Here is a 26,945-nt window from a genome sequence, read left to right as displayed (position 1 = left end):
ACAAGGCTTGCCCATGCTGCCCCTGCGCCTGCTTATCTCAGATTCTCACGATCCCCTGTTCAACCTGGCGGTGGAGGAGTGCATCTTCCGCCAGATGGATCCCGCCCAGCGGGTGCTGTTCCTGTGGCGCAACGCCAATACCGTGGTGATCGGCCGCGCCCAGAACCCCTGGAAGGAGTGCAACACCCGCCGCATGGAAGAGGATGGGGTGACCCTGGCCCGCCGCAGCAGCGGGGGCGGGGCCGTGTTTCACGACCTTGGCAACAGCTGCTTCACCTTCATGGCCGGCAAGCCCGGCTATGACAAGAGCCTCTCCACCGCCATCGTGTTGTCAGCCCTGAAACAGCTCGGGGTGGAGGCTTTCGCCTCCGGTCGCAACGATCTGCTGGTGGCGACCCCGGACGGGGATCGCAAGGTCTCGGGCTCGGCCTATAGAGAGACCCATGATCGCGGTTTTCATCACGGCACCCTGCTGCTGGACGCTGACTTGAGCCGACTCGCGAACTACTTGAACCCGGATCCCAAGAAGCTGGCGGCCAAGGGGATCACCTCGGTGCGCAGCCGGGTCGCCAACCTCTGCGAGCTGCTGCCGGGAATCGATCATGAGCGGGTCGTCCAGGCGCTGACTGATGCCTTCTTTGCGCATCATGGTGCCCGGGTCGCCCCTGAGCACATCTCCCCCGAACAGCTGCCGGACTTACCCGGCTTCGCCGAGACCTTCGCCCGTCAGCGCAGCTGGGAGTGGAACTTCGGCCACGCACCCGCCTTCAGTCACCAGCTGGATGAGCGCTTCGGCTGGGGCGGGGTCGAGCTGCACTTCGACGTGGAGAAGGGGCTCATCGGCCGGGTGCAGATCTTCAGCGACAGCCTGGATCCGGCGCCGCTGGATGCCCTGGCCGAACGGCTGCCGGGCACTGCCTATCGACCCGAGGCCGTCGCGGCCCTGTTGCGCCAGTTGGGGCTAGCGTTTCCTGCCCAGGCGGGCGAGCTGGCAGAACTCGAGGCCTGGCTGGTGGCGGCGCTGCGCTGAAGCGGGCATGACCCGGATCACGAAACGGCATCGGACCGGCCAGGGGCGGCTCGCCGCCAGCCCTTGGCCTGCCGCTGCCATGATAAAAAGTAGGGCAGGCCATTAGATATTGTCGCTGTCTCAAGTGCCGCCCCGGGGGTATAACCGGGGCACCTTTGCAGTACTAATGGTCTTATCATGAGCGATTTTGTCTATCTGAAAGATGACGGCGTCAACGCCGTCCACCCCGAGTTCTCCGCCCGTTTCGCCACCGTCAAAGCCAACTTCTTCTCCCGCAATCCCGAGCTCTGGCCGGTGTTCCGCGAACCCGGTTTCGCCACCCTCAACGAGTTTCGTGCCCGTGGCCTGGCCCCGGACGCGCGGCTGAACGCCTGGCCCGATGGCCGGGCCCGGCTCGCGGATCTGTGCGAGACCATGCCGGTGCCCCAGGCCATGCGTGCCCCGGGCGAGCCCATGGCCGAGCTGCTGTTTGCCGGCGCCCTCTCCAAGGACTGGGAGAACCCCTCCAGCGTCGAGAACGTCATCACCATGTCGGCGGATCCCGCCATCTACGGCGCCCAGCTCGGCATCCTGGCCAACCCCAACCTGGTCTACTCCGAGTATGCCGGGGTGGCCGAGGAGCTGGAGAAGAAGGTGGTGCGCCAGATAGCCCTGCTGGCGGGCTACGATCCGGCCCGCGCCACCGGCATCTTCACCCAGGGGGGGACCTTCTGTAACCTCTACGGCTACCTGCTCGGCATCCGCAAGAGCCTGCCCGAGGCCAAGCACAAGGGGCTCGGCCACTATCAGGATTACCGCATCATCAACTCCCAGGGCGGCCACTACTCCAACATCACCAACCTCTCCCTGCTAGGGGTGGACATAGAGCACAAGACCATTCGCATCCAGGTCGGCGAGAACAACGACATAGATCTGCTGGATCTCGAGCGCACCCTGACCGCCTGCTTCGCCCTCAAACACGTGGTCCCCACCATCATGCTCACCATGGGCACCACGGACACCTTCGGGGTAGACCAGGTCAAACCGGTGGTCGAGCTGCGGGATCGGCTCTGCGAGCGCTTCGAGGTGGCGGTCAAGCCCCACATCCACGTGGATGCGGCCATCGGCTGGTCGATGATCTTCTTCCTGGATTACGACTTTGGCGCCAACCCGCTCGCCATCAACGCCGCCACCCTGGCGGGGATAGAGCGCAACGTGGCGCGCTTCGCCGAGCTGAAATACGCCGACTCCTTCACCGTCGACTTCCAGAAGTGGGGCTATGTGCCCTACACCTCCAGCCTGGTGATGATCAAGGAGCAAGAGGATCTCAAGGCGATGGAGAACGATCCGGAGAACTTCTCCTACTTCGAGCGGGACATCCAGGGTCAGACCCACCTGCAGTCCACCATCGAGTGTTCCCGGGGGGCCAGCGGGCTGTTCGGCGCCTATGCGGCGCTCAACTACATGGGGGTCGAGGGCTATCGCACCGTGCTGGCGCACTGCCTGCAGAATGCGAACTACTTCCGCTTCCGCCTGAGCCAGCTCGGCAACGTCAAGCTGGTGGCCCAGGAGAACCAGGGGCCGAGCGTGGGCTTCAAGATCTACAACCCGGAGTGGGTGCAGGATCCGGAGGCCGAGTTCGCCTTCGAGCTGGCGCGCACCTCGGATGCGGCCTACAAGGCGAGGCTGGCGCGCAACACCGACTATCACCGCAGCCTGTTCAAGGGGCGCGGCAAGGTGGGGCTGTTCACCAACTGGGTGGAGGCGGTGGCGCGCTCGGACTATGACGCCCGCGGCAAGTACTCCTACATCGCCGGCGAGAAGGCGGTGTTCATGAACCCGGCCTGTGGCCGCGAGCAGATCGACGCCTTCATCGACCATATTCGCGGCTGAATCCGGCCGAGAGAGCAGATAAAGAAACGGCGGGCCCAGTGCCCGCCGTCTTCTTGTCCGGTACGTATCTTACTGTTTCTGCAAGCGGGTGATGGTCAGCTTGCCGGCCGGGTTCTCGGCGTGGAAGCCGACCGCATCCCCCACCTGCAGGCCCTGGAGCAGGGCCGGGTCGGCCAGCACGAACACCATGGTCATGGGGGGCATCTTGAGGTTGGCGATGGCCTCGTGCTTGATCCCGACCTTCTGGCTCGCCTCGTCGATGCGGCTGATGACCCCCTTGGTCATCACGATCTCCTCTGTCGGTTTCATCTCCATCCCCTCCATCTGGGACATGTCGTGCCCCTCGTGGTTCATGGTCATCTCGGCCCGGGCCTGGAGAGAGGCGAGGCCAAGCAGCAGGGTCAGGGTCAGCGTCTTGTAGTTCATGGTGTTTTCCTTGAGTCGTTTATGCAGAGTCGGTGGTGAATTCGGATCATTCGGCCTGCCCGGGCGCAAGGCCACGGCGGCGCCACAGATAGAAGGCCGCGGGCAGCACCAGCAGGGTCAGCACCAGGGCCGTCACCATGCCGCCTATCATGGGCGCGGCGATGCGCTGCATCACCTCGGAGCCGGTGCCGTGGCTCCACATGATGGGCAGCAAGCCGGCGATGATGGTGACCACCGTCATCATCTTGGGGCGCAGCCGCAGGGCGGCGCCCTGGATGACGGCCTGATGCAGGCCGCGCAAGTCGGGTTTGCCACGGGCCACCAGATCGTCCCAGGCGTGGTTGAGGTAGACCAGCATCAGTACGCCGGTCTCCACCGCCACCCCGGCCAGGGCGATGAAACCCACCCCCACCGCCACCGAGAGGTTGAAGTCCAGCAGCCAGACGGTCCAGATACCGCCGACTACGGCGAGCGGCAGTGTGGTGAGGATCAGCAGCACCTCCTGCATGCGGCGGAACGCCAGATAGAGCAGCAGCACTATGATGGCGAGGGTAAGCGGCACCACGTAGGCGAGGCGCGCCTTGGCCCGCTCCATGTACTCGTACTGACCGGACCAGGTGAGGGCGTAGCCCGCCGGCAGCACCAGCTGCTTGTCCACCTGGGCCTTGGCATCGGCCACGAAGGAGCCGATGTCCCGCTCGCGGATATCCACGTAGACCCAGCCGTTGAGGCGCGCGTTCTCGCTGCGCAGCATGGGGGCCTCGTCGCTGATGTAGACCTTGGCCACGTCCGCCAGGGCGATCCGCTCCCCCTTGGGGGTCACCAGGGGCAGCAGCTCCAGGCTGCCTACCGAGTCGCGGTAGCTCTGGGGATAGCGCAGGTTGATGGGGTAGCGCTCGCGCCCCTCGATGGTCTGGCCCACGTCCATGCCGCCCACCGCGGTGGCGAGCACCGCCTGCACCTCGGCGATGTTGAGGCCGTAGCGAGCGGCTTTGAGCCGGTCGATATCCACCTTGACGTAGCGGCCACCGGCTACCCGCTCGGCGTAGACGGACGATGCCCCCTCCACCTTGCCGACGATCTGCTCCAATTGTTGGCCTATCCCCTGAATGACCTTGAGATCCGGCCCCGCTATCTTGATGCCCACCGGGGTCTTGATGCCGGTGGCCAGCATGTCGATGCGGGTCTTGATGGGGGGCACCCAGGCGTTGGTAAGGCCGGGGAAGCGGATAAGGGAATCCAACTCTTCTTTGAGCTTCTCCGGGGTCATGCCGGGGCGCCACTGGTCGCGATCTTTAAGCTGGATGCTGGTCTCCATCATCACCAGATCGGCAGGGTCGGTGGCGCTGTCGGCGCGCCCCGCCTTGCCGAACACGTTCTGCACTTCGGGCACGGTGCGGATCAGCTTGTCGGTCTGTTGCAGTATCTCCCTGGCCTTGCCCACCGAGATATTGGCCGCGGTGGTGGGCATGTACATGATGTCCCCCTCATCGAACGGCGGTATGAACTCGGAGCCCAGATATCTGAGCGGCCAGAAGCCGATGACGGTCACCGCCAGCGCCAGCAGCAAGGTGGTCTTGGGGCGGGCCAGCACGGCGTTGAGCAGCGGGATATAGCCCTGACTTAAGCCACGGTTGAGGGGGTTGGCCTGTTCCGCCAGCACCTTGCCGCGAATGAAGTAACCCATGATCACCGGAACCAGGGTGATGGAGAGCCCGGCCGCCGCCGCCATGGCGTAGGTCTTGGTGTAGGCGAGGGGATGGAACATACGCCCCTCCTGCGCCTCCAGCGCGAACACCGGCAGGAAGCTCATGGTGATGATGAGCAGGGAGAAGAAGATGGCGGGCCCCACCTCTATGCTCGCCTCGACGATCACCTGCCAGCGGTTCTTGTCGGTGAGTTCGGTGCGCTCCATATGTTTGTGGACGTTCTCTATCATCACGATGGCGCCATCCACCATGGCGCCGATGGCGATGGCGATGCCGCCAAGGGACATGATGTTGGCGTTGATCCCCTGCAGATGCATGACGATAAAGGCCACCAGAATCGCGATGGGCAGTGTGATGACCACCACCAGCGAGGATCTCAGGTGGAACAGGAAGGCCAGACAGACCAGCACCACCACCGCGAACTCCTCGATGAGCTTGCCGGAGAGGTTGTCGATGGCGCGCTGGATGAGGTCGGAGCGGTCATAGACGGTGACCACCTCCACCCCCTCCGGCAGGCTGCTCTTGAGCTCGGCCAGCCGCGTCTTGACACCGTCTATGGTGCGCTGGGCGTTCTCGCCGAAACGCATGACGATGATGCCGCCCACCACCTCGCCCTCGCCGTTGAGCTCGGCGACGCCGCGCCGGCTCTGGGGGCCGGTGACCACATCCGCCACGTCTCCCAGCAGCAGGGGGGCGCCCCGCACCTGGGTGCCGAGGGGTATCTGCTTGAGATCTTCGACGCTCTTCAGATAGCCGTTGGAGCGCACCATATACTCGGCTTCCGCCATCTCGATGACGGAGGCGCCTGTCTCCTGGTTGCCCTGCTCGATGGCGGTCTGGATGAGGGAGAGCGGGATGCCGTAGGCGCGCAGCTTGTCCGGATCGACCCGCACCTGGTACTGGCGCACCATGCCGCCCACGGTCGCCACCTCTGAGACCCCGTTCACCGTCTGCAGCTCGTATTTCAGGAACCAGTTCTGCAGGGAGGTGAGTTCGCTCAGATCGTGTTTGCCGCTCCTGTCCACCAGGGCGTATTGGTAGACCCAGCCCACCCCGGTGGCGTCGGGGCCGAGCTGGGGCTGCGCCGAACCGGGCAGGCTGGGGGCCACCTGGCTCAGGTACTCCAGCACCCGGGCGCGGGCCCAGTAGAGATCGGTGCTGTCGTCAAACAGCACATAGACGAAGGAGTCGCCGAAGAAGGAGTAGCCGCGCACCGTAGTGGCGCCCGGCACCGCCAGCATGGCGGTGGTGAGCGGGTAGGTGACCTGATCCTCCACCACCTGGGGCGCCTGGCCCGGGTAGGCCGTCTTGATGATCACCTGCACGTCGGAGAGGTCCGGCAGGGCATCGACCGGGGTCTGCTTGACCGACCAGAGCCCCCAGGCGGTCAGCATGAGGGTGAGCAGCAACACCAGGAAGCGGTTGCCGACGGACCAGCGGATGACAGATGGGATCATGGCTTGACTCCTCTCGCTTGGCGCGCAGGCAGCAGGACTCGGTTGCCGGCAAAGCGGCAGATGATGGACGGGATCATGGCTTGTCCCCCATCTGGTGCTGGCTGTGGTCCATGCCGTCCATGCCCTTTATCTCATCCTTGGCAGGGGCATCCTCGACATGGATGTTGACGATGCGGTACTCATCCCCCTGCTGCTCGACCTGCAGGTGCAGGCGCTGCCCCTGGACGAGCTTGCTCATGTCGACGCCATCTGCCACGGCGAAGTCCATCTCCATGGCGGGCCACTGCCACTCGGGGATCGGCTGGTGGGCGACGGTCAGGGTGCGGCTCGCCAGATCCAGCGACTGGATCTCCCCCTGGGTCCAGATCTGCTGCGGCCGCACTGCCGTCATGCGTTGGAAGTCGGAGTCGATGCTGGACTCGGAGTCGAGCAGGAACTGGGCCGAGCTGACTATGTTGTCCCCCGGCTCGACCCCGTCGAGGATGGCGACCCTGTCACCGAACTGGGCGCCCAGGGTGACCGCCACCGACTTGAAGCCGCCATCCCCCAGTGCCAGCACCAGCCGGTTCTGACTGCCGGTGCGGATCACCGCCTCACTCGGTACCACCATCTGGGGCTCGCCCTTGCCGCTGCGAATGCTCACCTTGGCGAACATGTTGGGTTTCAAAAACTCGTCCGGGTTGTCGAAGCGCAGTCGCACCTTGAGGGTGCGGGTGGCGGCGTCCAGGGTGGGGTAGAGGTAATCCACCTTGCCCTGCCAGCGCCGGCCGGGGGCGTAATCCAGGGTCATGGTGACAGGGTCGCCCACCTTCAGCTGGCCGGCCTGGCGCTCGAACACTTCGGCGCTGACCCACACCTGCTGCAGGGTGCTGATGTTGAACAGGGCGGCGGCGGGCTCCACGTACTGGCCCTCGCGCACCTTGAGATCGGAGACATAGCCGCTGCTGGGGGCATAGATGCGCACCGTCTCGCTCACCTGGCGGCTGCGCTTGAGGGAGGCTATCTGATCCGCCGGTACCTGCAGGGACTTGAGCTTGCCCTCGGCGGCGCGCAGCAGCAGCGGGTTGGCAGTGTTGAGGGCCAGCAGATATTCGTGCTGGGCGTTGACCAGATCCGGCGCGTAGAGCTCATAGATGAGGCTCCCCTTTGTAACCTTCTGCCCCTCGCTCTTGATGGCCAGGGTGCGGATCCATCCCGCCATACGGGCGTTGATGGCCTCCAGCCGGTCTTCGTCATAGCCGACATAACCCACCGTCTCGATCTGCTGGTGGAGGGGCTGGCGCTCCACCTTGGCGAGCCGTACCCCCAGGTTCTGCTGGATCTCGGGGCTGATGGTGACGGTGCCGGGGGAGCCGCTCTTCTGCTCCTCATAGACGGGGATGAAGTCCATCCCCATGTTGTCCTTGGCGGGGGCGTCGCGCCTGTCACGCGGATCCATGGGGTTGACCCAGTAGAGCGGGGCCTTCGCCTCAGGCCCACTGCCGGCGGTCTGGCTGGCGGCCCAGTAGCCGCCACCGGCGCCGAGGGCGAGCAGCAGCGCAGACATCAGCAGGGTCTTGTTCATAGCAGGCCTCCGGCGCGGATCTGCATGCAGAAAGTGCAGGAGGATGGGGCGCCCGGGGAGGCGACAAAGTTGGCTGGTGACATGGTACATCTTCTCTTCTGTCAGGCCGCGAGCGCTGAGGGAGTCTGTGAGATGGCGCAGCCCTCATGGGGTTGGCACCGGTCACGGCGACCTGAACGACAGGCTTGGCGGCAAACGGGGCGTCACTGACGAGTCAGCAGACGCACGGCACCTTGCGCCCTCGGGGCATGGCCAATCGGGGCAAGATCAGGCAAGGCGCGGGATCCCGTGCAAGACAAGGCTTGCAACGGGCGCGCAGGAGAAGGTCTGTCTAATGGCGTAGCACAGAGAGCATCAGATGCCGTCTGGGCCAGGAAGGGGGGTGAGTGCCACGCAGGCGCAGGAGCGGATCCCGTAACCAGTGATCCAGTACGGCGGTGAGGGTGCGGGGTTGCAGCAACAGGGGGAGGACCAGCAGGGTCAGCAGCGCCGCCAGCAAGAGCAGGCCACTGCCGCCGGGGGAGGTGAGGCCGCCGTGCATCTGGCAATCCCCCTGGCTCAGGGTCGCGCCGGCTTGTCCGTCATCGCTCCCATGGCAGGCGAGCCCCTGCATGGCAGGCATCTCTGCGTCTGTGTTCATCACCAGGTTGGTCGGGGTGGCATTCGTCACTCCATGCCAACTGACGCAGAGGGTGAGATTGCAGACGAGCACCAGCGCCAGCAACAGCCGGGCGATGAGCTCTGTGGGCAGTCTCGAGGACAACATGGATATTTTCCCTGTGATGAATAGGGTGAATTTAAACCTTACCGAAAGGAGAAGGTCAAGGCATGACGTCATCAGATGGGAAACCGGTGACAGGAATGGCGCGGCCGTCACATTGGCAGGCAAAAAAAGCCCCCGCATGGCGGGGGCTCGTCAGTCTCAGTGTTTCTCCTCGGGCGCGGGAGCGCCTTTTTGCTCCGATCGCCGCATGATGAGGCGGAAGAAGAGCGGGATGAAGAAGATGGCGATGAAGGTGGCCGCCAGCATGCCGCCGATGACGGGCCAGCCGAGGGCGTGACGGCTGGCGGCGCCGGCACCGCTCGAGGTGACCAGGGGCACACAACCGAGGATGAAGGCGAGCGAGGTCATGACGATGGGACGAAAACGCAGCCGCGCCGCCTCCAGCGCCGATTCCAGCAGGCTCATCCCCTCTTCGTGTTTCATCACCGCAAACTCGACGATCAGGATGGCGTTCTTGGCGGCGAGGCCAACCAGTGTCACCAGCCCTATCTGGAAGTAGACGTTGTTGGTGAGCCCTACCGCCCAGGTGGCGAAGAGGGCGCCAAACAGGGCGAAGGGTACGGCGGTGATGACCGCGAAGGGCAGGGTCCAGCGCTCGTACTGGGCCGCCAGGATCAGGAACACCATGATGATGCCAAAGCCAAAGGCGGTGCCGGCACTGCCTGCCGCCTCTTTCTCCTGATAGGCGGAGCCCGTCCACTCCAGCTTGGCTTCGTTGCCCAGGGTCTCGTCAGCCACCTGCTCCAGCGCGGCGATGGCCTGACCCGAGCTGTAGCCGGGGGCTGGCTGCGCCATGATCTTGGCCGCCGGGAAGATGTTGAAGCGCTCGACCAGCTCGGGGCCGGTGGCATCGCGTACCGTCACCAGGCTGGTGAGGGGGATCATGTCGCCCTTGTCGGAGCGCACATAGACGTTGCGAATGTCACTCTTGTGGGCCCGGTAGTCCGCCTCGGACTGCAACTGGACCCGGTAGGTACGACCGAACTGGTTGAAGTCGTTGACATAGACCTGGCCGAAGGTGGCCTGCATGGTGTCAAACACCGCGTTGATGGGCAGCCCCAGCGCCTTGGCCTTCTCCCTGTCGAGATCCAGAAAGACCTGGGGCACATTGGCCCGGTAGGTGGTGGTGACACTGGCCAGCTCGGGCCGTTGTTTGGCCGCTTCCAGCAGGCGATCCACCTCGCCGGCGAAGGCCTTGGTATCACCCGATCCCCGATCTTGCAGATAGCCTTCCAGTCCGCCCGTGGTGGACATGCCCTGGATGGGGGGCGGGTTGAAGGAGGCGACGACGCCATCGGATTGCCCCATGACGCTGAACCCCTGCAGCGTCTTGGCGAGGGAGAAGGAGTCCTGGCCCTCGCCCTGACGCTCGCCCCAGTCCTTGAGGGTGATGAAGCTCAGGCCCCGGTTGCTGATGATGGCGCTCGACAGTATGTCAAAGCCCGAGAAGGTGACCACGTCCTGCACGTTGGGGTTGGCCATGGCAATCTTGTCGAACTGATCCGCGACGGCCTGGGTGCGGGTGAGGGCGGAGGCGTCCGGCAGCATGACCGAGGAGATGAGGTAACCCTGATCCTCGTCGGGCACCAGGGCGCCGGGCACCTTCAGCAAGAGCACATAGATCCCGGCCAGGATGAGCACGATGATGGTGAAGGCGATGCCGACCCGGCGGTTGAGGAAGGCCACCCCCCGCACGTAGCGGGAGGTCAGCTTGTCAAACTGGGCGTTAAACCAGACGAAGAAGCGCGCCGGTTTATGGTGTCCCTCCTTGAGCAGGATGGCGCACAGAGCCGGAGAGAGGGTCAGCGCCACCAGACCCGAGATGGTCACGGAGACGGCGATGGTGATGGCGAACTGCTTGTACATGACCCCGGTCATGCCGCCCATGAAGGCGACCGGCAGGAACACGGCGCACAGCACCAGCACGATGGCGACCACGGGGCCGGAGACCTCCTGCATGGCGAGGATGGCGGCCTCCTTGGGCGAACACTTCTTCTCCTGCATGATCCGCTCGACGTTCTCCAGTACCACTATGGCGTCATCCACGACGATGCCGATGGCGAGCACCATGCCGAACAGGGTCAGCAAGTTGATGGAGAAGCCCAGCACCAGCATGCCGGCGAAGGTCCCGATCAGCGACACCGGCACCGCGATACAGGGGATCAGGGTGGCGCGCAGGTTCTGCAGGAACAGATAGACCACGCAGAACACCAGCACGATCGCCTCGATCAGGGTATGTACCACCTCCTCGATGGAGATCTTCACGAACTCAGTGGTGTCGTAGGGGATCCTGTACTCCATCCCCAGGGGGAAGCGGGTCTTGAGGGAAGCCATGGTGCTGTTGATCTGATCCGACACCGCGACCGCGTTGGCGCCGGGTTGCAGGTAGATGGCGATGCCGATGGCCTGCTTGCCGTTGGCCTTGGCAGTCACGTCATAGTCCTTGCCCCCGAGCTCCACCCTGGCCACGTCTTTCACCCGGATCTTGGAGCCGTCCGGCATGGAGCGGATGATGATGTTCTGGAACTCGGTCACATCCTCGAGCCGCCCCTTGGTCTGCACCGTGTAGGTGAAGTCGATGGGGGCCGAGGTGGGCTGAGCCCCTATCTTGCCGGCCGCGAACTGGGTGTTCTGCTCACGAATGGCGCTGACCACATCGCTGGTGGTCAGGCCAAGCTGGGCCAGCCGGTCCGGCCTGAGCCAGATGCGCATGGCATAGTCGGTGCCGCCAAACAGCGTGGTATCGCCGACCCCGGGGATACGCTTGAGCTCATCGATGATGTTGAGCAGGGCGTAGTTGGAGAGATAGGTGGTATCAAAGGTGGCTTCCGGCGACTCCAGGGTGATCACCTGCAGTATGGAGGTGGACTTCTTGCGCACCGTCACTCCCTGCTGCTTCACGTCGTCGGGCAACTGGGCCATGGCGGCCGAGACCCGGTTGTTGACGTTGATGGTGGCCTGATCCGGATCCGTGCCGATGCTGAAGTAGACGTTCAGGTTCATCTGGCCGTTGGAGGCGGAGCCGGACTGCATGTAGATCATGTCCTCGACGCCGTTGATCTGCTGCTCGATGGGGGCGGCGACCGTCTGGGAGATGACCTCGGGGGTGGCGCCTGAATAGTAGGCTGTGACCTGCACCACGGGCGGGGTGATCTGCGGATACTGCTCGATGGAGAGGGAGCGCATCGCTGCCAGGCCCGCCAGCACGATGATGATCGAGATCACGCTGGCAAAGATGGGGCGTTCGATGAAGAACTTGGAAAACATACGAACTCCTTATTTGCCTGCGCTGTGGTCAATGACCTTGGTGGTGATGGTTTGCATCTGCTCGGCGGAGACGGGTTTGACCAGGGCGCCGGGACGGGCCTTCATCAGCCCCTCGACCACATACTGCTCCCCGGGGTTGAGGCCGCTGGTGACCAGCACCTTGTCCTCTATGCCCTGGCCCAGCTTGACCACCCTGGGTTCGACTTTGTTCTCGGCATTGACCACCATCACCATGCGATCGGCCTGGGATTGCACTATGGCGCGGGAGGGCACCAGGATGGCGTTCTGGCGTACCCCCAGTTCTATGGTCATGCGCACGAACTGGCCGGGCAGCAGAGTCCCCTGCTTGTTATCGAAGATGGCGCGCGCGCGTATGGTGCCGGTCTGGGGATCGACCCTGTTGTCGGAGAAGTTGAGATGGCCCGGCTGGGGATAGACGGAGCCGTCGGTCAGCCGGATATGGGTGCGCCAGTTGGCATCCGTGTTGGCCTTGACCTGACCACTCTTGAGGAAATTATCGAAGATGAGGCGATCCTGCTCCGAATAGGAGAAGTTCACATAGAGAGGATCGAACTGGGTGATGGTGGTCAAGAGGCCATTGTCACCGCTGGTGGAGATGAGGCTGCCCTCGGACTGGGAGCTCTTGCTCGCCATGCCATCGATGGGGGCCGTGACCTGGGTGTAACCAAGGTTGAGCGCGGCCTCCTTTACCTGGGCCTGGGCCGCCTGCAGGGAGGCAACGGCCGCCTCATAGTTGGCGATGGTATCGTCGTAGTCCTTACGGCTCACCACCTGGCGACGGTAGAGCGGGATGATCCGTTCCCGGTCGGCGCGGGCCTTGTTGAGGCGGGCCTGCTCCTGGGCCAGACTGCCCTGGGCCTGCTCCAGCGCGGCCTGGTAGGGGGCCGGGTCGATCAGGAACAGCTCCTGATTGGCCTTGACCGGTTGGCCCTCCACATAGGTGCGTTTGAGCAGTATGCCGCTCACCCTGGAGCGCACCTCTATCTCGCGAAAGCCGGCCGTTTCGCCGACCACGTCGGTGGTGAGGGGCACATCGGCCGGGGTAACGGTGGCCACCACCACGGGGACCTGAGGTTGGGCCTGGGCATCGCCGTCTTTGTTATCGCCACAGCCCGCCAGCACACTAGCCAGTGCCAGGGCCATGCAACCGCGTTTGAATGTATTTTTCCTGATGCCTGAAACTTTCATCTTCACACTCCTGCCGATTGGGCCACGTATGGCTGTGCGCAATTTTATTATCAATGTGGCTTGTTAACGACATGTTTGCACATTTAACGCTTTGCTATATAACGGTTTTTTAATAATGGAGTGACAAAGTTGAACCGGAGCTGTTGTGCCTTGGCGGCAATGGGGGGAGAGGGCTGGGGAAGAGGGGAGGTCGCGACAGTCTGTGACGGGGAGGGCGAAGGGATAAACAGCAGCAAGACGTGGGGCAATTCCCGTGGGGGCCAGGGGCCCCCACGGGTGGCACATCAGGCGAAGCAGGCCCAGATGGGGGCGTGATCGGAGGGTTTCTCGATGCCGCGCAGCTCGTAATCGATGCCGGTCTCGGTCACTTTGTCCTTGAGCGCGTTGGACGCCATGATGAGATCGATGCGCAGGCCGCGGTTCTCGTCAAAGCCCTTGGAGCGGTAGTCAAACCAGGAGAAGCGCTCGCACTCGGTGGGGTTAGCGGCGCGGAAGGTGTCGGTCAGCCCGAAGCCTTTCAGGCGCTCCATCCACTCGCGTTCTATGGGCAGGAAGGAGCACTTGCCATCCCGCAGCCAGCGCTTGCGGTTCGCCTCGCCGATGCCGATGTCGAGATCGGTGGGGGAGATGTTCACATCGCCGATCAGCACCAGCGGATCGTCCGGGGTGTGGTGGGTCTCCAGGTAGTGCTGCAGGTCCTCGTAGAACTTCTGCTTGGCCGGGAACTTGGTCTCGTGATCCTGGCTCTCCCCTTGCGGGAAGTAGCCGTTCATTACCTTGATGAGGGAGCCGTCCTCGCGTTTGAAGCTGGCCATGATCATGCGGCGCTGGGCATCCTCGGGATCGGTCGGGAAGCCTTTTTGCACCTCGAGGGGCGGCTGCTTGCTCATGATCGCCACCCCGTAGTGACCCTTCTGGCCATGGAACACCACGTGATAGCCCATGGCCTCCACGTCGGCCACCGGGAAGGCGTCGTCGTGGACCTTGATCTCCTGCAGGCCGATCACATCCGGCTGGTGCTTGTCGATGATGGCTTGCAGCTGATGAAGACGGGCGCGCAGGCCATTGATATTGAAAGAGATGATCTTCATGTCCGGGATGCTCATGTCGTTTTTATTAGTCGCTATTGGACTAGGAATCCGCCGTGGATGCAAGTTCAGGGGCCGGGTGGCTGTGCCTGACCCGGCCTAGGTGAACCGGGCCGGGCCTTCGCAGCGGCGGCAGAGTGCTCAGCGGGTCATCTTCTTGACAAACACCACCACAAACAGCGCCAGCGTGAAGCTGCCGGTGAAGGCCTCGAAGGCGGCAAAGATCCGCGACAGGCCGATGGGGGTGAAGTCGCCGTAGCCCAGGGTGGTGAAGGTGACCACGCTGTAGTAGAGGCATTCGAGCAGGAAGATGGCGTTCTGCTCGAGGGACGCCTCGGGGCGGTAGATGAGGTGGTTGCCGTTGAAGCTCAGGCCGAAGAAGAAGTAGAAGATGCTGCAGATGAGGATCAGCAACAGGGAGAACAGCACCACCCGCATCGGCGCCTCGCCGTAGCCGCAGAACAGATCCACTATCCAGGAGGCGAAACGCTGGTAGGAGCAGAGCGGCAGTTGCAGCCGGCGCATGGTCAGCTCCTGCTGGATGTAGCGGCCGGACATGGTGAAGATGCCCTGGGCCTCCGAGGCCTTGCGCAGATCCCGGTAGGTCTCCTCCGCCTCCTTGAACCAGATGCGGGCCTGCGCCGGATCCCGCTCCTTGCGCCCCTTGCGGTCCTGCATCAGCCGCTTGCCGGTATCCAGATTGTCGAGCCGGGTGTTCTTCCAGCGCAGGCCGAGCAGGTTGATGTCGTGAAGCTGGGCGCAGTGCAGGTTGGCGTCGCTGAGGTCCGCCTTCATCAGGCTGCCGCCGCGAAAGCGGATGCCGTAGAGGTGGGCGCCGCGCAGGTTGGCGCGATAGAGGTTGCACTGCTCCAGCAGGAAGCCCTGGGGATCCTGCTTGTTCACCAGGTTGAGGCCGGCCAGCTCGGCGCGGGCCAGCTGCAGGCCGTGGCAGAGCCCGCCCTGGCGAACGTAGTTCTCCAGCGCCTGGGCGGTGTCGGGGGATTGGTGATCGGCCTGGGGATCGTGCCAGCGGCACAAGTCGTGATCCCCCGCCTCTTCGCTGCAGTGGCGGCCATCCGCCACCAGATATCGGCACATCGCCATGCTGTCGCCTCTCCTTGCTGAGTCTGTATCAGCATAGGTGAGGCGCCGGCTCGGCTGGCTAGTTGAACTGGTTAAATTCCTGGCGCAGCTTGCGGAAGCGATCCTGCTGGGCGGGATTCAAGGGGATGCCTTCCAGCACCTCCAGGGTCTCCTTGCACTCGGCGCCGAATTCCGGGCTCTTGCGGTTCTTCTGCATCAGCTGCAGCAGCACCTGGATCTTGTTGAGGGCGGCGCCGGTATTGGCGGGAGCCCGGCGCAGCGCCTCGCGGAAGTGGCCGAGGGCCTGCTCCAGCTCCCCGCCCTGATAGGCCTTGATGCCAAGGTCGTTGAGCTGTTGATAGCGCTGGCGGCGCTCCTGCACCGTCTTGTCATCCCGGGTGACCTGAATGCAGGTGGTCAGCAGCCTGTCCTCGTCCTCCGCCAGCAGCGCCTGCAGGCTCTCGGCATACTCGAACTCGCCGAGCTGGTAGAGCGCCAGTATGGTCTCGCCGAGCAAGGCGGGGGGCATGGTCGCCGGTTGATCCAGCCAGTTCTGGTTCGCGCGATAGAGCATCTTCTTGCCTTTGAGCAGCTCGCCGAGGGCGATCTGCACCCTGGCCTGGCAGATCTGCTCGAACACCGGGTAGTTGAACTCCGCCATCATCAGGGAATCGCGGATCCGCGACAGCGCCGAGTTCACCTGCTTCTGCAGGTTGGCGATGTGGTAGCCGTCGTTGCTGTTGAGGGCATAGAGGGTGAGGGTCTGGATGTAGGCCCCCAGGTAGTGCGGGGTGCGGTGGATGGAGTTGCGCGACAGATCGATGAGGGAGAGCAGCACATCCTTGGCCTGGCCGTAGTCGTGGCGCAGCAGACACACCTCCGCCAGGCGGCGGGAGAGTTGCACCGACTGGGGGGAGATGTCCACCGCCCGCCGCAGCTCCTGCTGGGCGAGCTCCCCCTTGCCAAGGGCCAGCTGGGATTCCGCCAGCCAGAGGTGGGCCTCCACCATCAGCGGGGTGTTCCTGAGGGTCGCCTGCAGGTGGCTCACCGCCTCCTCGTGCAGCCCGAGCGTGTGGCAGGCCTTGCCCAGGGTCAGCCGGGCCCAGCTGTTCTCCTGCCCGGCCAGCAGTTGGCGCATCAGGCTGCGCGCCTCCCTGGCCTGACCGAGCTTGAGCTGGGTATCGGCCTGCAGGCAGCGGCAGAAGTTGGCGAAGCGCGGCACAGTATCGGCCTGGGCGGCGCAGGCCTCGATGAGCGCCGGCAGATCGTTTTGGGTGAGGGCGATGAAGACGCTCTCCAACGCCTGACGGCGGGCGAGGGCCCGCTTCAGGCGAAACGAGAACTGCTCCTGGGAGAAGGGCTTCATCAGGTATTCGTCGGGCTCGGCCTCGAGGGCGCTCAGCACCATGGCCCTCGAGCTGTCGCTGCTGACCATGATCACCACGCTCTGGGGCGGGATCAGTTGCTGGTTGCGCAGGCTCTCCAGCAGTTGGCGACCATTTTCGCCTGCTCCCAGCTCGTAGTCGAGCAGGTAGATGTCGAAGGTCTCTTTCTGGCAGCGACGACGCGCCTCGTCGGCCGAGTTGATGTAGGTGATGCGGTTGATGCCGATGTTGATCAGCATCGCCTTCATCATCATCTGGAAGGAGCGCTGTTCATTGACCAGCAGGATGCGCTTGGGTTTGGGTTGGGCTTTCTTCTCTGGCTCGGGATCCGGTGTCTGCATCAGTCTTGAGTCAAGGCGCTACGGGCGGGTGAATGAAGTGTGCCACCAAAGTCTGCAGGCAGGCAATCCGATGGCGCAATTGCCCCGCGCTTTCCCTCCCAAATCGGCGACCGATCATCGCTGTCCGGTCGCCGTGTGCGGCGCTCACTGCGCTTGAAGATGTCAGCTCAAGGCTTCTTCTGCTGCAAGTAGGGGGCAAACTGGGGGGTATACCGGCTCTCGAAGCCCTGCGCCGTCTTGACGATGAGATAGACCGCGAGCCGGTGGGCCCTGGCAAACGCCATCGCCTGCTCGGGCCCCATCACCATGAGTGCGGTATCCAGGGCGTCGGCTTCCAGCGCCGTCGGGGTCAACACGCTGGCGGAGACCAGCCTGTGGGTCACGGGCTGACCGGTGGCGGGGTCGATGATGTGGGAGTAACGCTGGCCATCCAGCTCGTAATAGTTGCGATAGCTGCCGGCGGTGCTGAGTGCCATGCCGTTCGGGACAACCACGTCCTCGATGGCGCCCGGGTTGTCCGAGGGCTCGACGATGGCCACCCGCCAGCGGTTGCCCTGGCTGTTATGGCCCTTGCTGCGCACCGCGCCCGCCACCTCGATGAGGTAGTTGTTGACCCCCTTGCCCTCCAGCAGGGCGGCTATCTCGTCGGCGGCGGCCCCCTCTCCCAGGGTGGAGAGATCCAGATACAGATCCGGGATGGACTTGCCGAGCAGGAAGCGTTCCCCTTGCCGGCTCAGGCTCAGCTTGTCGATGCCCACCCGCTGGCGGGCCTCGGCGATCTGCTCGTCGCTGGGGCGCTTGACTGGGCGCTTGTCCGGCCCAAAGCCCCACAAATTGACCAGGGGCCCCACTGTCACATCCAGCTTGCCGCCGGTGAGGTGCCCGGCGGCTATGCCCTGCTGCACTATCTTCGCCATGCCGGCCGGGATGCGCATGGGCTCCTTGCCCGTGCTTTGATTGAAGCGGGAGATGAGGGAGCCCGGATCATAGGTAGAGATCTCCTTGTTCATCCGTGCCAGCAGGGTATCGAGCTCGCGTTGCAACGCCTCCTTGCCGCCAGGGAAAGGATCGTTCACCGTCACCACGTAGTAAGTGCCCATGGTGTTGCCCTGAATGCGGGTCAGGGGTGGCGAGGCGGGCTGGCAGGCACCGAGCAGCAACGTCAGGGCTAACAGCAGGCCGCGCAGGGCAGGGGCCTTGGTGGGAACATGGGCTTGGGAAGGGAGGCGCATCCAGTATTCTCGCGGGACAAGATTAGGCAGGAAGGCAGCTTAGCCAAGGGGGCTCGGGCTGACGAGTCTCCTGCCTGTACAGGCGGTGGAAATAATTAAGCGGTTCAGGGTGTTGACCGGCCAAATCTGTTCCAAAGTTGAATGTGTCCGGGCTCAAACAGGTGACTTGGTCCGCAGCTTTGAGCAAAAGCCATAGTCGAATGACGACAGTTAAGTACAATAATGAAGATCGATTATGACAGCATCTTTGCCCATCGCCGGTGCGAGTTTGCAGGCAAGCGTGTTGCCATTCATTGCCAATCAAAGGAGAAGATGATGAAGAAGGTAATTACCCTGCTGTTTCTGAGTGCCCTGGCCGCCCCGGCCCTGGCCGATGAGTGCGCATTGGTCATCGAGGGCAATGATGCCATGCAGTACAACCTCAAGGAAATGAGCGTCCCCGCCACCTGCAAAGAGGTGACCATCACCCTCAATCACACGGGCAAGATGCCGGTGACCGCCATGGGTCATAACTGGGTACTGGCGAACACCGCCGATTATCAGGCCGTCGCCACCGCCGGCATGAGCGCCGGTGCCGATCACGATTACCTGCCCAAGGAAGATGCCCGGATCCTGGCGCACACCAAGCTGGTGGGCGGTGGCGAGAGTGCCAGCGTCACCTTCAAGACCGATGGCCTTGCTGGCAAGGATCTCACCTTCTTCTGCTCCTTCCCCGGTCACTTCGCCATGATGAAGGGCAGCTTCAAGGTCAACTAAGCCGCTCGTCCTCGTCATGAAAAAAGCCGGGTTCTCCCGGCTTTTTTATTGTTTGCCGTGCTGAGCCATGGGCCAAGCAGAAACAGGCGCCCGTTTCGTGATCTGACGGGCATCGGCCGGAGGTAGGCCGGGATAGGGTAGGTCTCAAACGGGCCAGAGTCCCGCCGATGAACCGAACGGATAGAGAGAATGAGAGCAGTCAAATGGGTGCTCGGCTGCTGCCTGATGCTGATGTGTGCTATCGCGTTGGCGGCGGAGCCCCCGGTCAAGAAGAGCCGCAACGGCATCTGCCACCCCAAGGGCGGCACCTACTACAGCCGCACCAAGTACTATGAACCCTACGACAGCATGCAGGCTTGCCTCGATAGTGGGGGCCGGGCCCCCAAACGCTGATCTTGCCTGCTGTTTAGCCGAGTGGCTGCAGGGTAAAGAAGGCGATGGCCGTCTTCTTCTGACACTCCAGTCGTATGCTCTCTTCCCCCGTGACCAGCAGCGTCTCGTTGACCGCGACGGCTCGGCCATCCACCTCGAGCTGGCCGCTCAGCAGATGGCAGAGGTAGGTCTTGTCTGTATCCAGACTGAGGCTCAGCGGGAAGGGCACATTGAGCACCCGCACGTTGGCGCTGATGCGCTCGGGATCATAGATGAGCCCCAGATCCGTCACCTCTTTCTTCAGCAGCTCGCAGTGGGTCTCGTCATCGCCGCTGAAATGGGCGGCCTCAAAGGTGGCGTAAGGGTGGCCGTTGAGCACGAAACCGGCCCCGCCGATGGGCAGCAGGATGCGCTGATAACCGGGAAACTTGGAGAAGGGGCCTGCCCCCTTGATGGGGGCCGAGCTGAGTCGGTAGTCAAAATCGAGCTTGTCCAGACTCGCCCCCCTGGGGGAGATGAGGATCTGGGCCGTGGTGCCCTGCTTGTTCTTCCAGGGCATCTTCAGTTGGTCAGACTCTTTAATCAGGGTGATCACTATGGCGCCTCGGCTGTGGGAGTGGGCAAGGAGGCCAAGTGATACCATCCCGCGGACGGGCCCACAAGGCGGCCCGCGCCCCGCGGTGTGCGGTTGCCCACTATTTCGACACTCTGGCCTGCTTTGTGGCCGCGACGCCCTCCTTGCCACCGCCGCTGCTCAAAATGGCGCCAGTCGGTGCGGATGGAGCAAACGAAACCGCGAGGCTGTGATCCCGGCGCTGTTAAACCGGCCATGGGCCGCTACACTGGCAGCTCTGTCGTATGGAGGCACCATGACCCACAAGATCATTCTGGATACGGATCCCGGCATCGACGATGCCATGGCAATACTCTTCGCCGAGGCGCACCCCGCCATCGAGCTGCTCGCCATCACCACCGTCTTTGGCAATGCCACCATCGAACATGGCACCCACAACGCGCTCTGGCTCAAGCAGAAATATGGCATGAAGGCCGACGTGGCCCAGGGCGCCGCAGCGCCGCTAAAACGCGCGCCGGTGGGGCCGACCACTGTGGTGCACGGTCCCACCGGTTTTGGGGACGTGACGGCCGGGGAGGTGAGCATCAGCGCAGACTCCCGCCCGGCCTGGCAATATATCGTCGAGGCCCTGAAGGCCGCCCCCGGCGAGATCACCCTGGTGACCATAGGGCCGCTTACCAACCTGGCATTGGCACTGGCGCAGGCACCCGAGATCACCAAGTTGGTGAAGCAGGTGGTGGTGATGGGAGGCGCCTTTGGCGTCAACGGCCATCGCGGCAACGTGACCCCCTATGCGGAGGCCAATATCCACGACGATCCCGAGGCCGCGGATGCGGTGTTCACTGCCGACTGGCCCGTGGTGATCATCGGACTGGACGTGACCCAGCAGAGCTTCTTCAGCGGCGCTTATCTGGATGCCCTGCGGGACGAGGCGGGAGAGCCGGGCCGATTCCTGTGGGACGTTAGCCGTTTCTACCTGCGCTTCTACTCGGAGCGGATCGGTCTGGACGGTTGCCATGTGCACGATCCCTCCGCCATCGCCTATGTGGTCGACCCCGAGCTGTTCACCCTGCGAGATGGGCCGGTGCGGGTCATCGACAGTGGCCCCGCCATCGGGCATACCCTGCAAAAATTCGATGGCAAGTCCCATCCCCACGATGAGTGGGCCGACTATCCCGCCCAGCGGGTCGGGGTGGCGGTGCGGGATCAGGCCCTGCTCTCGCTCTATCGCGAGACGCTGGTGGCCTGGGGCAAGGGGCACTGAGGCCGATAGGCAAAGCGTGATGCCCACCCGATAATTGCGCGTCGGTGCGGCCTATACTGGCGAAAACGAGGTTCAAGGAGGAGTCAAATGGCCTGGTTGTCTTTGCTGGTGGCGATTGCCCTGATCTGGTGGCTGATGAAACTGGGCCGTGGTGCCCTGTTCGAGATCCGGCTGCAGCCGGGCAAGCTGGTGGTGAAGCGGGGCTCGGTACCGCCACGCTTCCTGGCCCAGGCCAAGCAGATCCTGCAGCAGGATCCGGTACGGGGGCGTATCCTGGGCCAGCGCGATGGCAACGGCGTCAGGCTGGTGTTCTCCCGCTCCATCCCCGAACCCGTGGCCCAACGGCTGCGCAATGTCTTCCCCTATGCCGACTATCGTGGTGCCGCAGCCGCGCCGGATGGGCGCAAGCCCCGTTAGCCGCAGATGAACAATAAAAAGCCGGGCCATTGCCCGGCTTTTGCTTTCTCACTGCCTGGCCTGCATCAGCGGGTTTCCTCCTGCAAGGGGGCTATCGCCTCGATCAGGAAGTCGATGAAGGCGCGGGTCTGGGGCTTCAGGAAGCGGCCGCCGCGAAACACCGCGTAGATCTCGTCGTGGCGATCCTCATAAGGAGAGGCTTGCCAGTCGGGCAGCACGGATTGCAGGGAGCCGTCGTCCAGTCCTTGCTGCACCATCCAGCTCGACAGCAACAAGAGGCCGCAGCCCGCCTGGGCAGCGCACAATAACGGCGTGCCCCCGACGGAGGCGAGGTTGCCTTGCACCGCGACCTTGCGCCGCTCTGCTCCCCGCCGAAAATGCCAGTGCTGGCGCTGTCGCCCCTGACCGCGGATCAGGCAGTTGTGGGTGGCAAGCTCATCGGGGTGGCCGGGCTTGCCCTGTTGCGCCAGGTAGCCGGGGGAGGCGACCAGCAGGGTGCGGTTGGTGAGCAACTTGCGGGCATGCAGGCCGCTGTCGGCCGGGCGTCCGATGCGAACGGCCACATCCACGTTGTCGGCATCGAGATCCACCAGTCGGTTGTCGAGCTCAATCTCGAGTCGCACCCCGGGATAGCGGGCCAGAAACGCGGGCAGCCGTGGCGCCAGCCAGGCCGCCCCGAAGCTTTCGAACACCGAGACCCGTAGCGGCCCTCGGGGAGCCTCCGGCAGGGGCTGGAGGGATTGCACCAGCTGATCGGCCTCCTCCAGCAGGCGCACCGAACGGGCGAGGAAGTACTCCCCCTGCTCGGTCAGCACCAACTGGCGGGTGCTGCGTTTGAACAGCGGCACCCCGAGCTGCTGTTCAAGGGTGTCTATGGTACGGGTCACCGAGGAGGGGGCCAGGTTGAGGGCGCGGGCGGCGCGGGAGAAGCTGCCGGATTCCACCACCTGGGCCAGGATGCGAATGCGATCCAGCATGAGGATACCTTTGCGTTTAATGCAAAACTGTTGCCGATGATGACGATATTCTATTCATAAGTGGAAAGGTGAACAATGCCGTCATCGCCCAAGAGGGGCGCTCACCTCAGGAGTCTTGCCATGTCAGATCGTATCCAACTCGCCAACCAGGCCCCCGCCGCCATCAAGGCCATGATGGGCCTCGAATCCTATCTCGGCGGGAGCGACATTTCGCCCGTCCTCAAGGAGCTCATCAAGCTGCGGGCCTCGATGATCAACGGCTGTGCCTACTGCATCGAGATGCACGCCGAGGTGGCGATGCAGCAGCAGGAGAGCCCGCAACGCCTGCTGGCGTTGGCCGCCTGGCGGGAGTCCCCCCTGTTTGATGCCAGGGAGCGGGCCGTGCTGGCCCTGACCGACGAGGTGACCCGGATCGCAGACCATGGCTTGAGCGAGGAGACTTATCGGCAGGGGCTGGTGCAACTCGGTGAAACCCTGCTGGCCCAGTGCCTGATACAGATCGTCACCATCAATGCCTGGAACCGGATCGCGGTCGCCACCAGAATGGAGCATCAGCACCGCTGAGGCAGGATTTATCGCTGCCATGACGGCGACTTTCTGGCAATAAATGTTGCAAATCTCGTCGCATAAGGCACGTAACGGGTCTCACTGGGAGACCCGTTTTTCATCTGGTCCCGAGGAGACGAGAGGATTTTATGCTGGTTGAAGGGCCCCCTTTGGAGCTCAGTCAGAAGTTAATCATACCATTGTTTGATTAATTAATTTTTGTTTTTAGCCGAAAAAACCCTGATCCAAATCAAGGTTGTGGTCGTGGGTAAATGCTCATGAAGGGTTATTAATGAGGAAGATCAGGTATTGACGATGAAAATAATAAGGCTTGGCAGACGTGTCGCTCAATTGTTGAGCAATTAAGAAGGGGAGTGTAATTAACGGAAGATGAATTGCCAGCTTGTGACTTCGATAAAGTCGGGCCTGTCAAGTCATTAACATTTGTAGCACGCCAATAGCCTCAAAAAACACAATTGATGGATTAATTTTTCATGTTGTTCACATGCCGTTCAGATGCAATAAAATGCCGCATTTTTATGACATCAACGCCTTCGGAAGGTGAGGACACGGCATGAGACCTGGTGATTTGAAGAGGGGTTTGGGTGCTTTGCTGTTGATTACAGTCACCGGCTTGCTGAGTGGTTGTGACATGGCTCTGATGAGCCCTAAAGGGCAGGTAGGTCTGGAACAGCGATCACTGATATTAACGGCCCTTGGGCTGATGTTAATTGTGGTGATCCCGGTGATTGTGATGGCGGTGGTATTCTCTCGTAAATACAGAGCATCCAATACCGACGCCACATATACCCCGAATTGGGCCCACTCCACCAAGATTGAGGCCGTCGTCTGGACGGTTCCCGTCATTATCATCGTCATTCTGGCGATCATTACCTGGAAAACGTCCCACGATCTGGACCCTTACAAACCGCTGGAATCGGATGTCAAACCGATCCAGGTCGATGTTATTTCCCTCGACTGGAAGTGGCTGTTTGTCTATCCGGAACTGGGCATCGCCTCGGTCAATGAATTGGCCTTCCCGATCAATACCCCCATCAATTTCCGGGTGACCTCGGATACCGTGATGAACTCCTTCTTCATTCCGCAACTCGGTGGCCAGATCTACGCCATGGCCGGCATGCAGACCAAGCTGCACCTGATCGCCAACGAGGCGGGCCAGTACAAGGGGATCTCGGGCAGCTACAGCGGCGCCGGATTCTCGGGCATGAAGTTCAAGGCCATCGCCACTCAGGATCAAGCCGGTTTCGACGCCTGGGTTGCCAAGGTAAAGCAGTCGCCGAAGATGCTGAGCACCATGGGTGAGTTCGATACCCTGGCCAAGAAGAGCGAAAACCACCCGGTGGAGTATTTCGCGAGCGCCGATCCCAAGCTGTTCGTCAATGTGATCAACAAGTTCATGGGTGACATGAAACCCGCGGATCACAAGGGCATGAAACACGAAGCCGCCGCTGCCAAGCAGGGCGACGAGATGGATGAGATGGCAGGGATGGATCACGGCGACATGGCACAGGCCGGACATGAAGATCATGCCGGGCACATGGCCATGCCGATGGATGACAAGAGTGTGAAAGCAGGATCCGAGGAATAATCGATGTTTGGAAAATTGACACTCGAGGCTGTCCCGTACCATGAACCCATTATCATGGTCACGATAGCCGGTATCATTTTGGGTGGGCTGGCCATCGCCGGTCTCATCACCTATTACGGCAAGTGGCGGTACCTGTGGCAGGAGTGGTTCACCTCGGTGGATCACAAGCGCCTCGGTATCATGTATCTCATCCTGGGCATGGTCATGCTGCTGCGCGGCTTCGCCGATGCGGTGATGATGCGTACCCAGCAGGTCATGGCCTCGGCCGGGGGCGAGGGCATATTGCCGCCGCACCACTACGACCAGATCTTCACCGCCCACGGCGTCATCATGATCTTCTTCGTGGCCATGCCGCTGGTGATCGGCCTGATGAACATCGTCGTGCCGCTGCAGATCGGCGCCCGTGACGTCGCCTTCCCCTTCCTGAACAACCTGAGCTTCTGGTTTACCGCCGCAGCCGTGGTGCTGATCAACGTCTCCCTCGGGGTCGGTGAATTCGCCCAGACCGGCTGGCTGGCCTATCCGCCCTTGTCGGGGCTGGAGTTCAGTCCGGGCGTCGGGGTCGATTACTGGATCTGGAGTCTGCAGATCTCGGGTCTGGGGACCCTGCTGACCGGTGTCAACTTCTTTGCCACCATCATCCGGATGCGTACCCCGGGCATGACCATGATGCGTCTGCCGGTGTTCACCTGGACCGCATTGTGCGCCAACATCCTGATCATCGCCTCCTTCCCGATCCTGACCGTCACCATCGCCCTGCTGACCGCAGACCGCTACCTGGGTACCCATTTCTTTACCAATGACATGGGTGGCAACATGATGATGTACATCAACCTGATCTGGGCCTGGGGTCACCCCGAGGTGTATATCCTGGTGCTGCCGGTGTTCGGGGTCTTCTCCGAGGTGGTGGCGACCTTCTGCAAGAAGAAGCTGTTCGGTTACACCTCCCTGGTGTGGGCTACCCTGGCCATCACCGTGCTGGCCTTCGTGGTCTGGTTGCACCACTTCTTCACCATGGGTTCCGGCGCCAACGTGAATGCCTTCTTCGGCATCGCCACCATGATCATCTCCATCCCGACCGGGGTGAAGATCTTCAACTGGCTGTTCACCATGTACCGCGGTCGCATCGAGTTCAGCTCGCCCATGCTGTGGACCGTCGGCTTCATCATCACCTTCACCGTCGGTGGCATGACCGGGGTACTGCTCTCCGTGCCGGCCGCCAACTTCGTGCTGCACAACAGCCTGTTCCTGATCGCGCACTTCCACAACGTCATCATCGGCGGCGTGGTGTTCGGTTGCTTTGCCGGTATCACCTACTGGTTCCCCAAAGCGTTCGGCTTCAAGCTGGATGACGTCTGGGGCAAGCGTGCCTTCTGGTTCTGGATCACCGGCTTCTTCGTCGCCTTCATGCCGCTCTACGTACTGGGCTTCATGGGCATGACCCGTCGCGTCAGCCAGAACATCGAGCCCGAGTACCACGGTTGGTTGGTGGTGGCCGCTTGCGGCGCCGGCCTGATTGCCATCGGCGTCCTGTGCCAGCTGATCCAGGTCGTGGTCAGTATCCGTGACCGCGAGAAGAACCGCGATCTGACCGGCGATCCCTGGGGTGGCCGTACCCTGGAGTGGTCTACCTCCTCGCCGCCGCCGTTCTACAACTTCGCCATCGAACCGCAGGTCAAGGGTCTGGATGCGTTCTGGGAAGCCAAGGAAGACGGTAGCGCCTACCGTCAGCCGGCCCAGTATGCCCCCATCCACATGCCGAAGAACTCCGGTGCCGGTGTCATCATCGCCGCCTTCAGCGTGGTGTTTGGTTTTGCCATGATCTGGCACATCTGGTGGATGGCCATCGCCGGCTTCGTCGGCATGATCGGCACCTGGATCATCCACAGCTTCAACGACGATGTGGACTACTACGTACAGGTTGACGAGATCGAACGTATCGAAGGTCAGCATTTCGACAACATCAACAAGGTAGCCTGACGC

General features: G+C 62.6%; 21 protein-coding genes. 9 read left to right on the top strand and 12 right to left on the bottom strand.

Annotated elements, in window-relative coordinates:
• Window positions 1–13 precede the first annotated feature (13 nt).
• Window positions 14–1,030: a lipoate--protein ligase A gene (locus tag MM194_RS08445; protein WP_241343309.1), complete on the top strand. Its 1,017-nt coding sequence runs from the start codon at window positions 14–16 to the stop codon at window positions 1,028–1,030.
• A gap of 177 nt (window positions 1,031–1,207) precedes the next feature.
• Window positions 1,208–2,902 (top strand): pyridoxal-dependent decarboxylase, encoded by a 1,695-nt coding sequence (locus MM194_RS08440; RefSeq protein WP_241343308.1) that lies wholly within the window; start codon window positions 1,208–1,210, stop codon window positions 2,900–2,902.
• Window positions 2,903–2,971: 69 nt separating this feature from the next.
• On the opposite strand, the gene MM194_RS08435 is transcribed toward MM194_RS08440, so the two are convergent.
• The 10 genes from MM194_RS08435 to MM194_RS08390 all read right to left on the bottom strand — a co-directional run bounded on the left by MM194_RS08435 (window position 2,972) and on the right by MM194_RS08390 (window position 18,447).
• Window positions 2,972–3,328: a copper-binding protein gene (locus MM194_RS08435; RefSeq protein WP_241343307.1), complete on the bottom strand. Its 357-nt coding sequence runs from the start codon at window positions 3,326–3,328 to the stop codon at window positions 2,972–2,974.
• A gap of 46 nt (window positions 3,329–3,374) precedes the next feature.
• Window positions 3,375–6,494 (bottom strand): efflux RND transporter permease subunit, encoded by a 3,120-nt coding sequence (locus tag MM194_RS08430; RefSeq protein WP_241343306.1) that lies wholly within the window; start codon window positions 6,492–6,494, stop codon window positions 3,375–3,377.
• A 73-nt stretch (window positions 6,495–6,567) separates the two neighbouring features.
• The gene (locus MM194_RS08425; RefSeq protein WP_241343305.1) at window positions 6,568–8,058 is read right to left on the bottom strand and encodes an efflux RND transporter periplasmic adaptor subunit; all 1,491 of its coding nucleotides are present in this window, start codon (window positions 8,056–8,058) and stop codon (window positions 6,568–6,570) included.
• Window positions 8,059–8,389: 331 nt separating this feature from the next.
• Entirely contained in the window at window positions 8,390–8,824 is a 435-nt protein-coding gene (locus MM194_RS08420) for a hypothetical protein (protein ID WP_033130370.1), read from the bottom strand.
• Window positions 8,825–8,980: 156 nt separating this feature from the next.
• A complete protein-coding gene (locus MM194_RS08415) occupies window positions 8,981–12,109 on the bottom strand; it encodes an efflux RND transporter permease subunit (RefSeq protein WP_033130371.1) in 3,129 nt (1,042 codons plus the stop codon).
• A 9-nt stretch (window positions 12,110–12,118) separates the two neighbouring features.
• Window positions 12,119–13,318, bottom strand: coding sequence for an efflux RND transporter periplasmic adaptor subunit (locus MM194_RS08410; RefSeq protein ID WP_033130372.1), 1,200 nt, complete (start codon window positions 13,316–13,318; stop codon window positions 12,119–12,121).
• A 284-nt stretch (window positions 13,319–13,602) separates the two neighbouring features.
• Complete coding sequence (xthA, locus tag MM194_RS08405) at window positions 13,603–14,409, bottom strand: exodeoxyribonuclease III (RefSeq protein ID WP_033130373.1); 807 nt, start codon at window positions 14,407–14,409, stop codon at window positions 13,603–13,605.
• 138 nt (window positions 14,410–14,547) lie between these two features.
• Complete coding sequence (locus MM194_RS08400) at window positions 14,548–15,510, bottom strand: ion channel (RefSeq protein WP_241343304.1); 963 nt, start codon at window positions 15,508–15,510, stop codon at window positions 14,548–14,550.
• Window positions 15,511–15,568: 58 nt separating this feature from the next.
• Window positions 15,569–17,215, bottom strand: coding sequence for a tetratricopeptide repeat-containing response regulator (locus MM194_RS08395; protein ID WP_241343303.1), 1,647 nt, complete (start codon window positions 17,213–17,215; stop codon window positions 15,569–15,571).
• 167 nt (window positions 17,216–17,382) lie between these two features.
• Window positions 17,383–18,447 carry an FAD:protein FMN transferase gene (locus tag MM194_RS08390; protein ID WP_241343302.1) on the bottom strand — a complete coding sequence of 355 codons (1,065 nt, stop codon included), beginning with the start codon at window positions 18,445–18,447 and terminating at the stop codon, window positions 17,383–17,385.
• Window positions 18,448–18,762: 315 nt separating this feature from the next.
• On the opposite strand from MM194_RS08390, the gene azu reads away from it, so the two are divergent.
• Both azu and MM194_RS08380 read left to right on the top strand, forming a co-directional pair.
• Window positions 18,763–19,203, top strand: a complete 441-nt coding sequence (gene azu / locus MM194_RS08385) for an azurin (protein ID WP_033130406.1) — start codon at window positions 18,763–18,765, stop codon at window positions 19,201–19,203.
• Window positions 19,204–19,392: 189 nt separating this feature from the next.
• A complete protein-coding gene (locus tag MM194_RS08380) occupies window positions 19,393–19,596 on the top strand; it encodes a hypothetical protein (RefSeq protein ID WP_033130376.1) in 204 nt (67 codons plus the stop codon).
• Between the two features lie 13 nt (window positions 19,597–19,609).
• Here MM194_RS08380 and MM194_RS08375 read toward each other — a convergent pair whose 3' ends face one another.
• Window positions 19,610–20,218, bottom strand: coding sequence for a HutD family protein (locus MM194_RS08375; RefSeq protein WP_277605080.1), 609 nt, complete (start codon window positions 20,216–20,218; stop codon window positions 19,610–19,612).
• A 226-nt stretch (window positions 20,219–20,444) separates the two neighbouring features.
• Between MM194_RS08375 and MM194_RS08370 the strand changes: the two genes are divergently transcribed.
• Entirely contained in the window at window positions 20,445–21,413 is a 969-nt protein-coding gene (locus tag MM194_RS08370) for a nucleoside hydrolase (RefSeq protein ID WP_241343301.1), read from the top strand.
• 87 nt (window positions 21,414–21,500) lie between these two features.
• Window positions 21,501–21,830 (top strand): DUF3634 family protein, encoded by a 330-nt coding sequence (locus tag MM194_RS08365; protein WP_241343300.1) that lies wholly within the window; start codon window positions 21,501–21,503, stop codon window positions 21,828–21,830.
• A gap of 65 nt (window positions 21,831–21,895) precedes the next feature.
• On the opposite strand, the gene MM194_RS08360 is transcribed toward MM194_RS08365, so the two are convergent.
• Complete coding sequence (locus MM194_RS08360; RefSeq protein WP_241343299.1) at window positions 21,896–22,807, bottom strand: LysR family transcriptional regulator; 912 nt, start codon at window positions 22,805–22,807, stop codon at window positions 21,896–21,898.
• A 120-nt stretch (window positions 22,808–22,927) separates the two neighbouring features.
• On the opposite strand from MM194_RS08360, the gene MM194_RS08355 reads away from it, so the two are divergent.
• From MM194_RS08355 to cyoB, 3 genes are all read left to right on the top strand, one after another.
• A complete protein-coding gene (locus MM194_RS08355) occupies window positions 22,928–23,371 on the top strand; it encodes a carboxymuconolactone decarboxylase family protein (RefSeq protein WP_241343298.1) in 444 nt (147 codons plus the stop codon).
• Between the two features lie 556 nt (window positions 23,372–23,927).
• The gene (gene cyoA / locus MM194_RS08350; protein WP_241343297.1) at window positions 23,928–24,962 is read left to right on the top strand and encodes a cytochrome o ubiquinol oxidase subunit II; all 1,035 of its coding nucleotides are present in this window, start codon (window positions 23,928–23,930) and stop codon (window positions 24,960–24,962) included.
• Window positions 24,963–24,965: 3 nt separating this feature from the next.
• The gene (cyoB, locus tag MM194_RS08345; protein ID WP_033130383.1) at window positions 24,966–26,942 is read left to right on the top strand and encodes a cytochrome o ubiquinol oxidase subunit I; all 1,977 of its coding nucleotides are present in this window, start codon (window positions 24,966–24,968) and stop codon (window positions 26,940–26,942) included.
• Window positions 26,943–26,945 lie beyond the last annotated feature (3 nt).

Source organism: Aeromonas sp. MR16 (genome assembly GCF_022549315.1).
GTDB classification, from domain to species: domain Bacteria; phylum Pseudomonadota; class Gammaproteobacteria; order Enterobacterales; family Aeromonadaceae; genus Aeromonas; species Aeromonas aquatica.
This window is presented reverse-complemented; position numbering and strand designations above follow the sequence as displayed.

What these genes read in the sequence shown, in the direction of transcription:
- MM194_RS08445 (WP_241343309.1), top strand. Translation starts at nt 14, where the DNA reads ATGCTGCCCCTGCGCCTGCTTATCTCAGATTCTCACGATCCCCTGTTC.
- MM194_RS08440 (WP_241343308.1), top strand. Translation starts at nt 1,208, where the DNA reads ATGAGCGATTTTGTCTATCTGAAAGATGACGGCGTCAACGCCGTCCAC.
- MM194_RS08435 (WP_241343307.1), bottom strand. Translation starts at nt 3,328, where the DNA reads ATGAACTACAAGACGCTGACCCTGACCCTGCTGCTTGGCCTCGCCTCT.
- MM194_RS08430 (WP_241343306.1), bottom strand. Translation starts at nt 6,494, where the DNA reads ATGATCCCATCTGTCATCCGCTGGTCCGTCGGCAACCGCTTCCTGGTG.
- MM194_RS08425 (WP_241343305.1), bottom strand. Translation starts at nt 8,058, where the DNA reads ATGAACAAGACCCTGCTGATGTCTGCGCTGCTGCTCGCCCTCGGCGCC.
- MM194_RS08420 (WP_033130370.1), bottom strand. Translation starts at nt 8,824, where the DNA reads ATGTTGTCCTCGAGACTGCCCACAGAGCTCATCGCCCGGCTGTTGCTG.
- MM194_RS08415 (WP_033130371.1), bottom strand. Translation starts at nt 12,109, where the DNA reads ATGTTTTCCAAGTTCTTCATCGAACGCCCCATCTTTGCCAGCGTGATC.
- MM194_RS08410 (WP_033130372.1), bottom strand. Translation starts at nt 13,318, where the DNA reads ATGAAAGTTTCAGGCATCAGGAAAAATACATTCAAACGCGGTTGCATG.
- xthA (WP_033130373.1), bottom strand. Translation starts at nt 14,409, where the DNA reads ATGAAGATCATCTCTTTCAATATCAATGGCCTGCGCGCCCGTCTTCAT.
- MM194_RS08400 (WP_241343304.1), bottom strand. Translation starts at nt 15,510, where the DNA reads ATGGCGATGTGCCGATATCTGGTGGCGGATGGCCGCCACTGCAGCGAA.
- MM194_RS08395 (WP_241343303.1), bottom strand. Translation starts at nt 17,215, where the DNA reads ATGCAGACACCGGATCCCGAGCCAGAGAAGAAAGCCCAACCCAAACCC.
- MM194_RS08390 (WP_241343302.1), bottom strand. Translation starts at nt 18,447, where the DNA reads ATGCGCCTCCCTTCCCAAGCCCATGTTCCCACCAAGGCCCCTGCCCTG.
- azu (WP_033130406.1), top strand. Translation starts at nt 18,763, where the DNA reads ATGAAGAAGGTAATTACCCTGCTGTTTCTGAGTGCCCTGGCCGCCCCG.
- MM194_RS08380 (WP_033130376.1), top strand. Translation starts at nt 19,393, where the DNA reads ATGAGAGCAGTCAAATGGGTGCTCGGCTGCTGCCTGATGCTGATGTGT.
- MM194_RS08375 (WP_277605080.1), bottom strand. Translation starts at nt 20,218, where the DNA reads ATGGTATCACTTGGCCTCCTTGCCCACTCCCACAGCCGAGGCGCCATA.
- MM194_RS08370 (WP_241343301.1), top strand. Translation starts at nt 20,445, where the DNA reads ATGACCCACAAGATCATTCTGGATACGGATCCCGGCATCGACGATGCC.
- MM194_RS08365 (WP_241343300.1), top strand. Translation starts at nt 21,501, where the DNA reads ATGGCCTGGTTGTCTTTGCTGGTGGCGATTGCCCTGATCTGGTGGCTG.
- MM194_RS08360 (WP_241343299.1), bottom strand. Translation starts at nt 22,807, where the DNA reads ATGCTGGATCGCATTCGCATCCTGGCCCAGGTGGTGGAATCCGGCAGC.
- MM194_RS08355 (WP_241343298.1), top strand. Translation starts at nt 22,928, where the DNA reads ATGTCAGATCGTATCCAACTCGCCAACCAGGCCCCCGCCGCCATCAAG.
- cyoA (WP_241343297.1), top strand. Translation starts at nt 23,928, where the DNA reads ATGAGACCTGGTGATTTGAAGAGGGGTTTGGGTGCTTTGCTGTTGATT.
- cyoB (WP_033130383.1), top strand. Translation starts at nt 24,966, where the DNA reads ATGTTTGGAAAATTGACACTCGAGGCTGTCCCGTACCATGAACCCATT.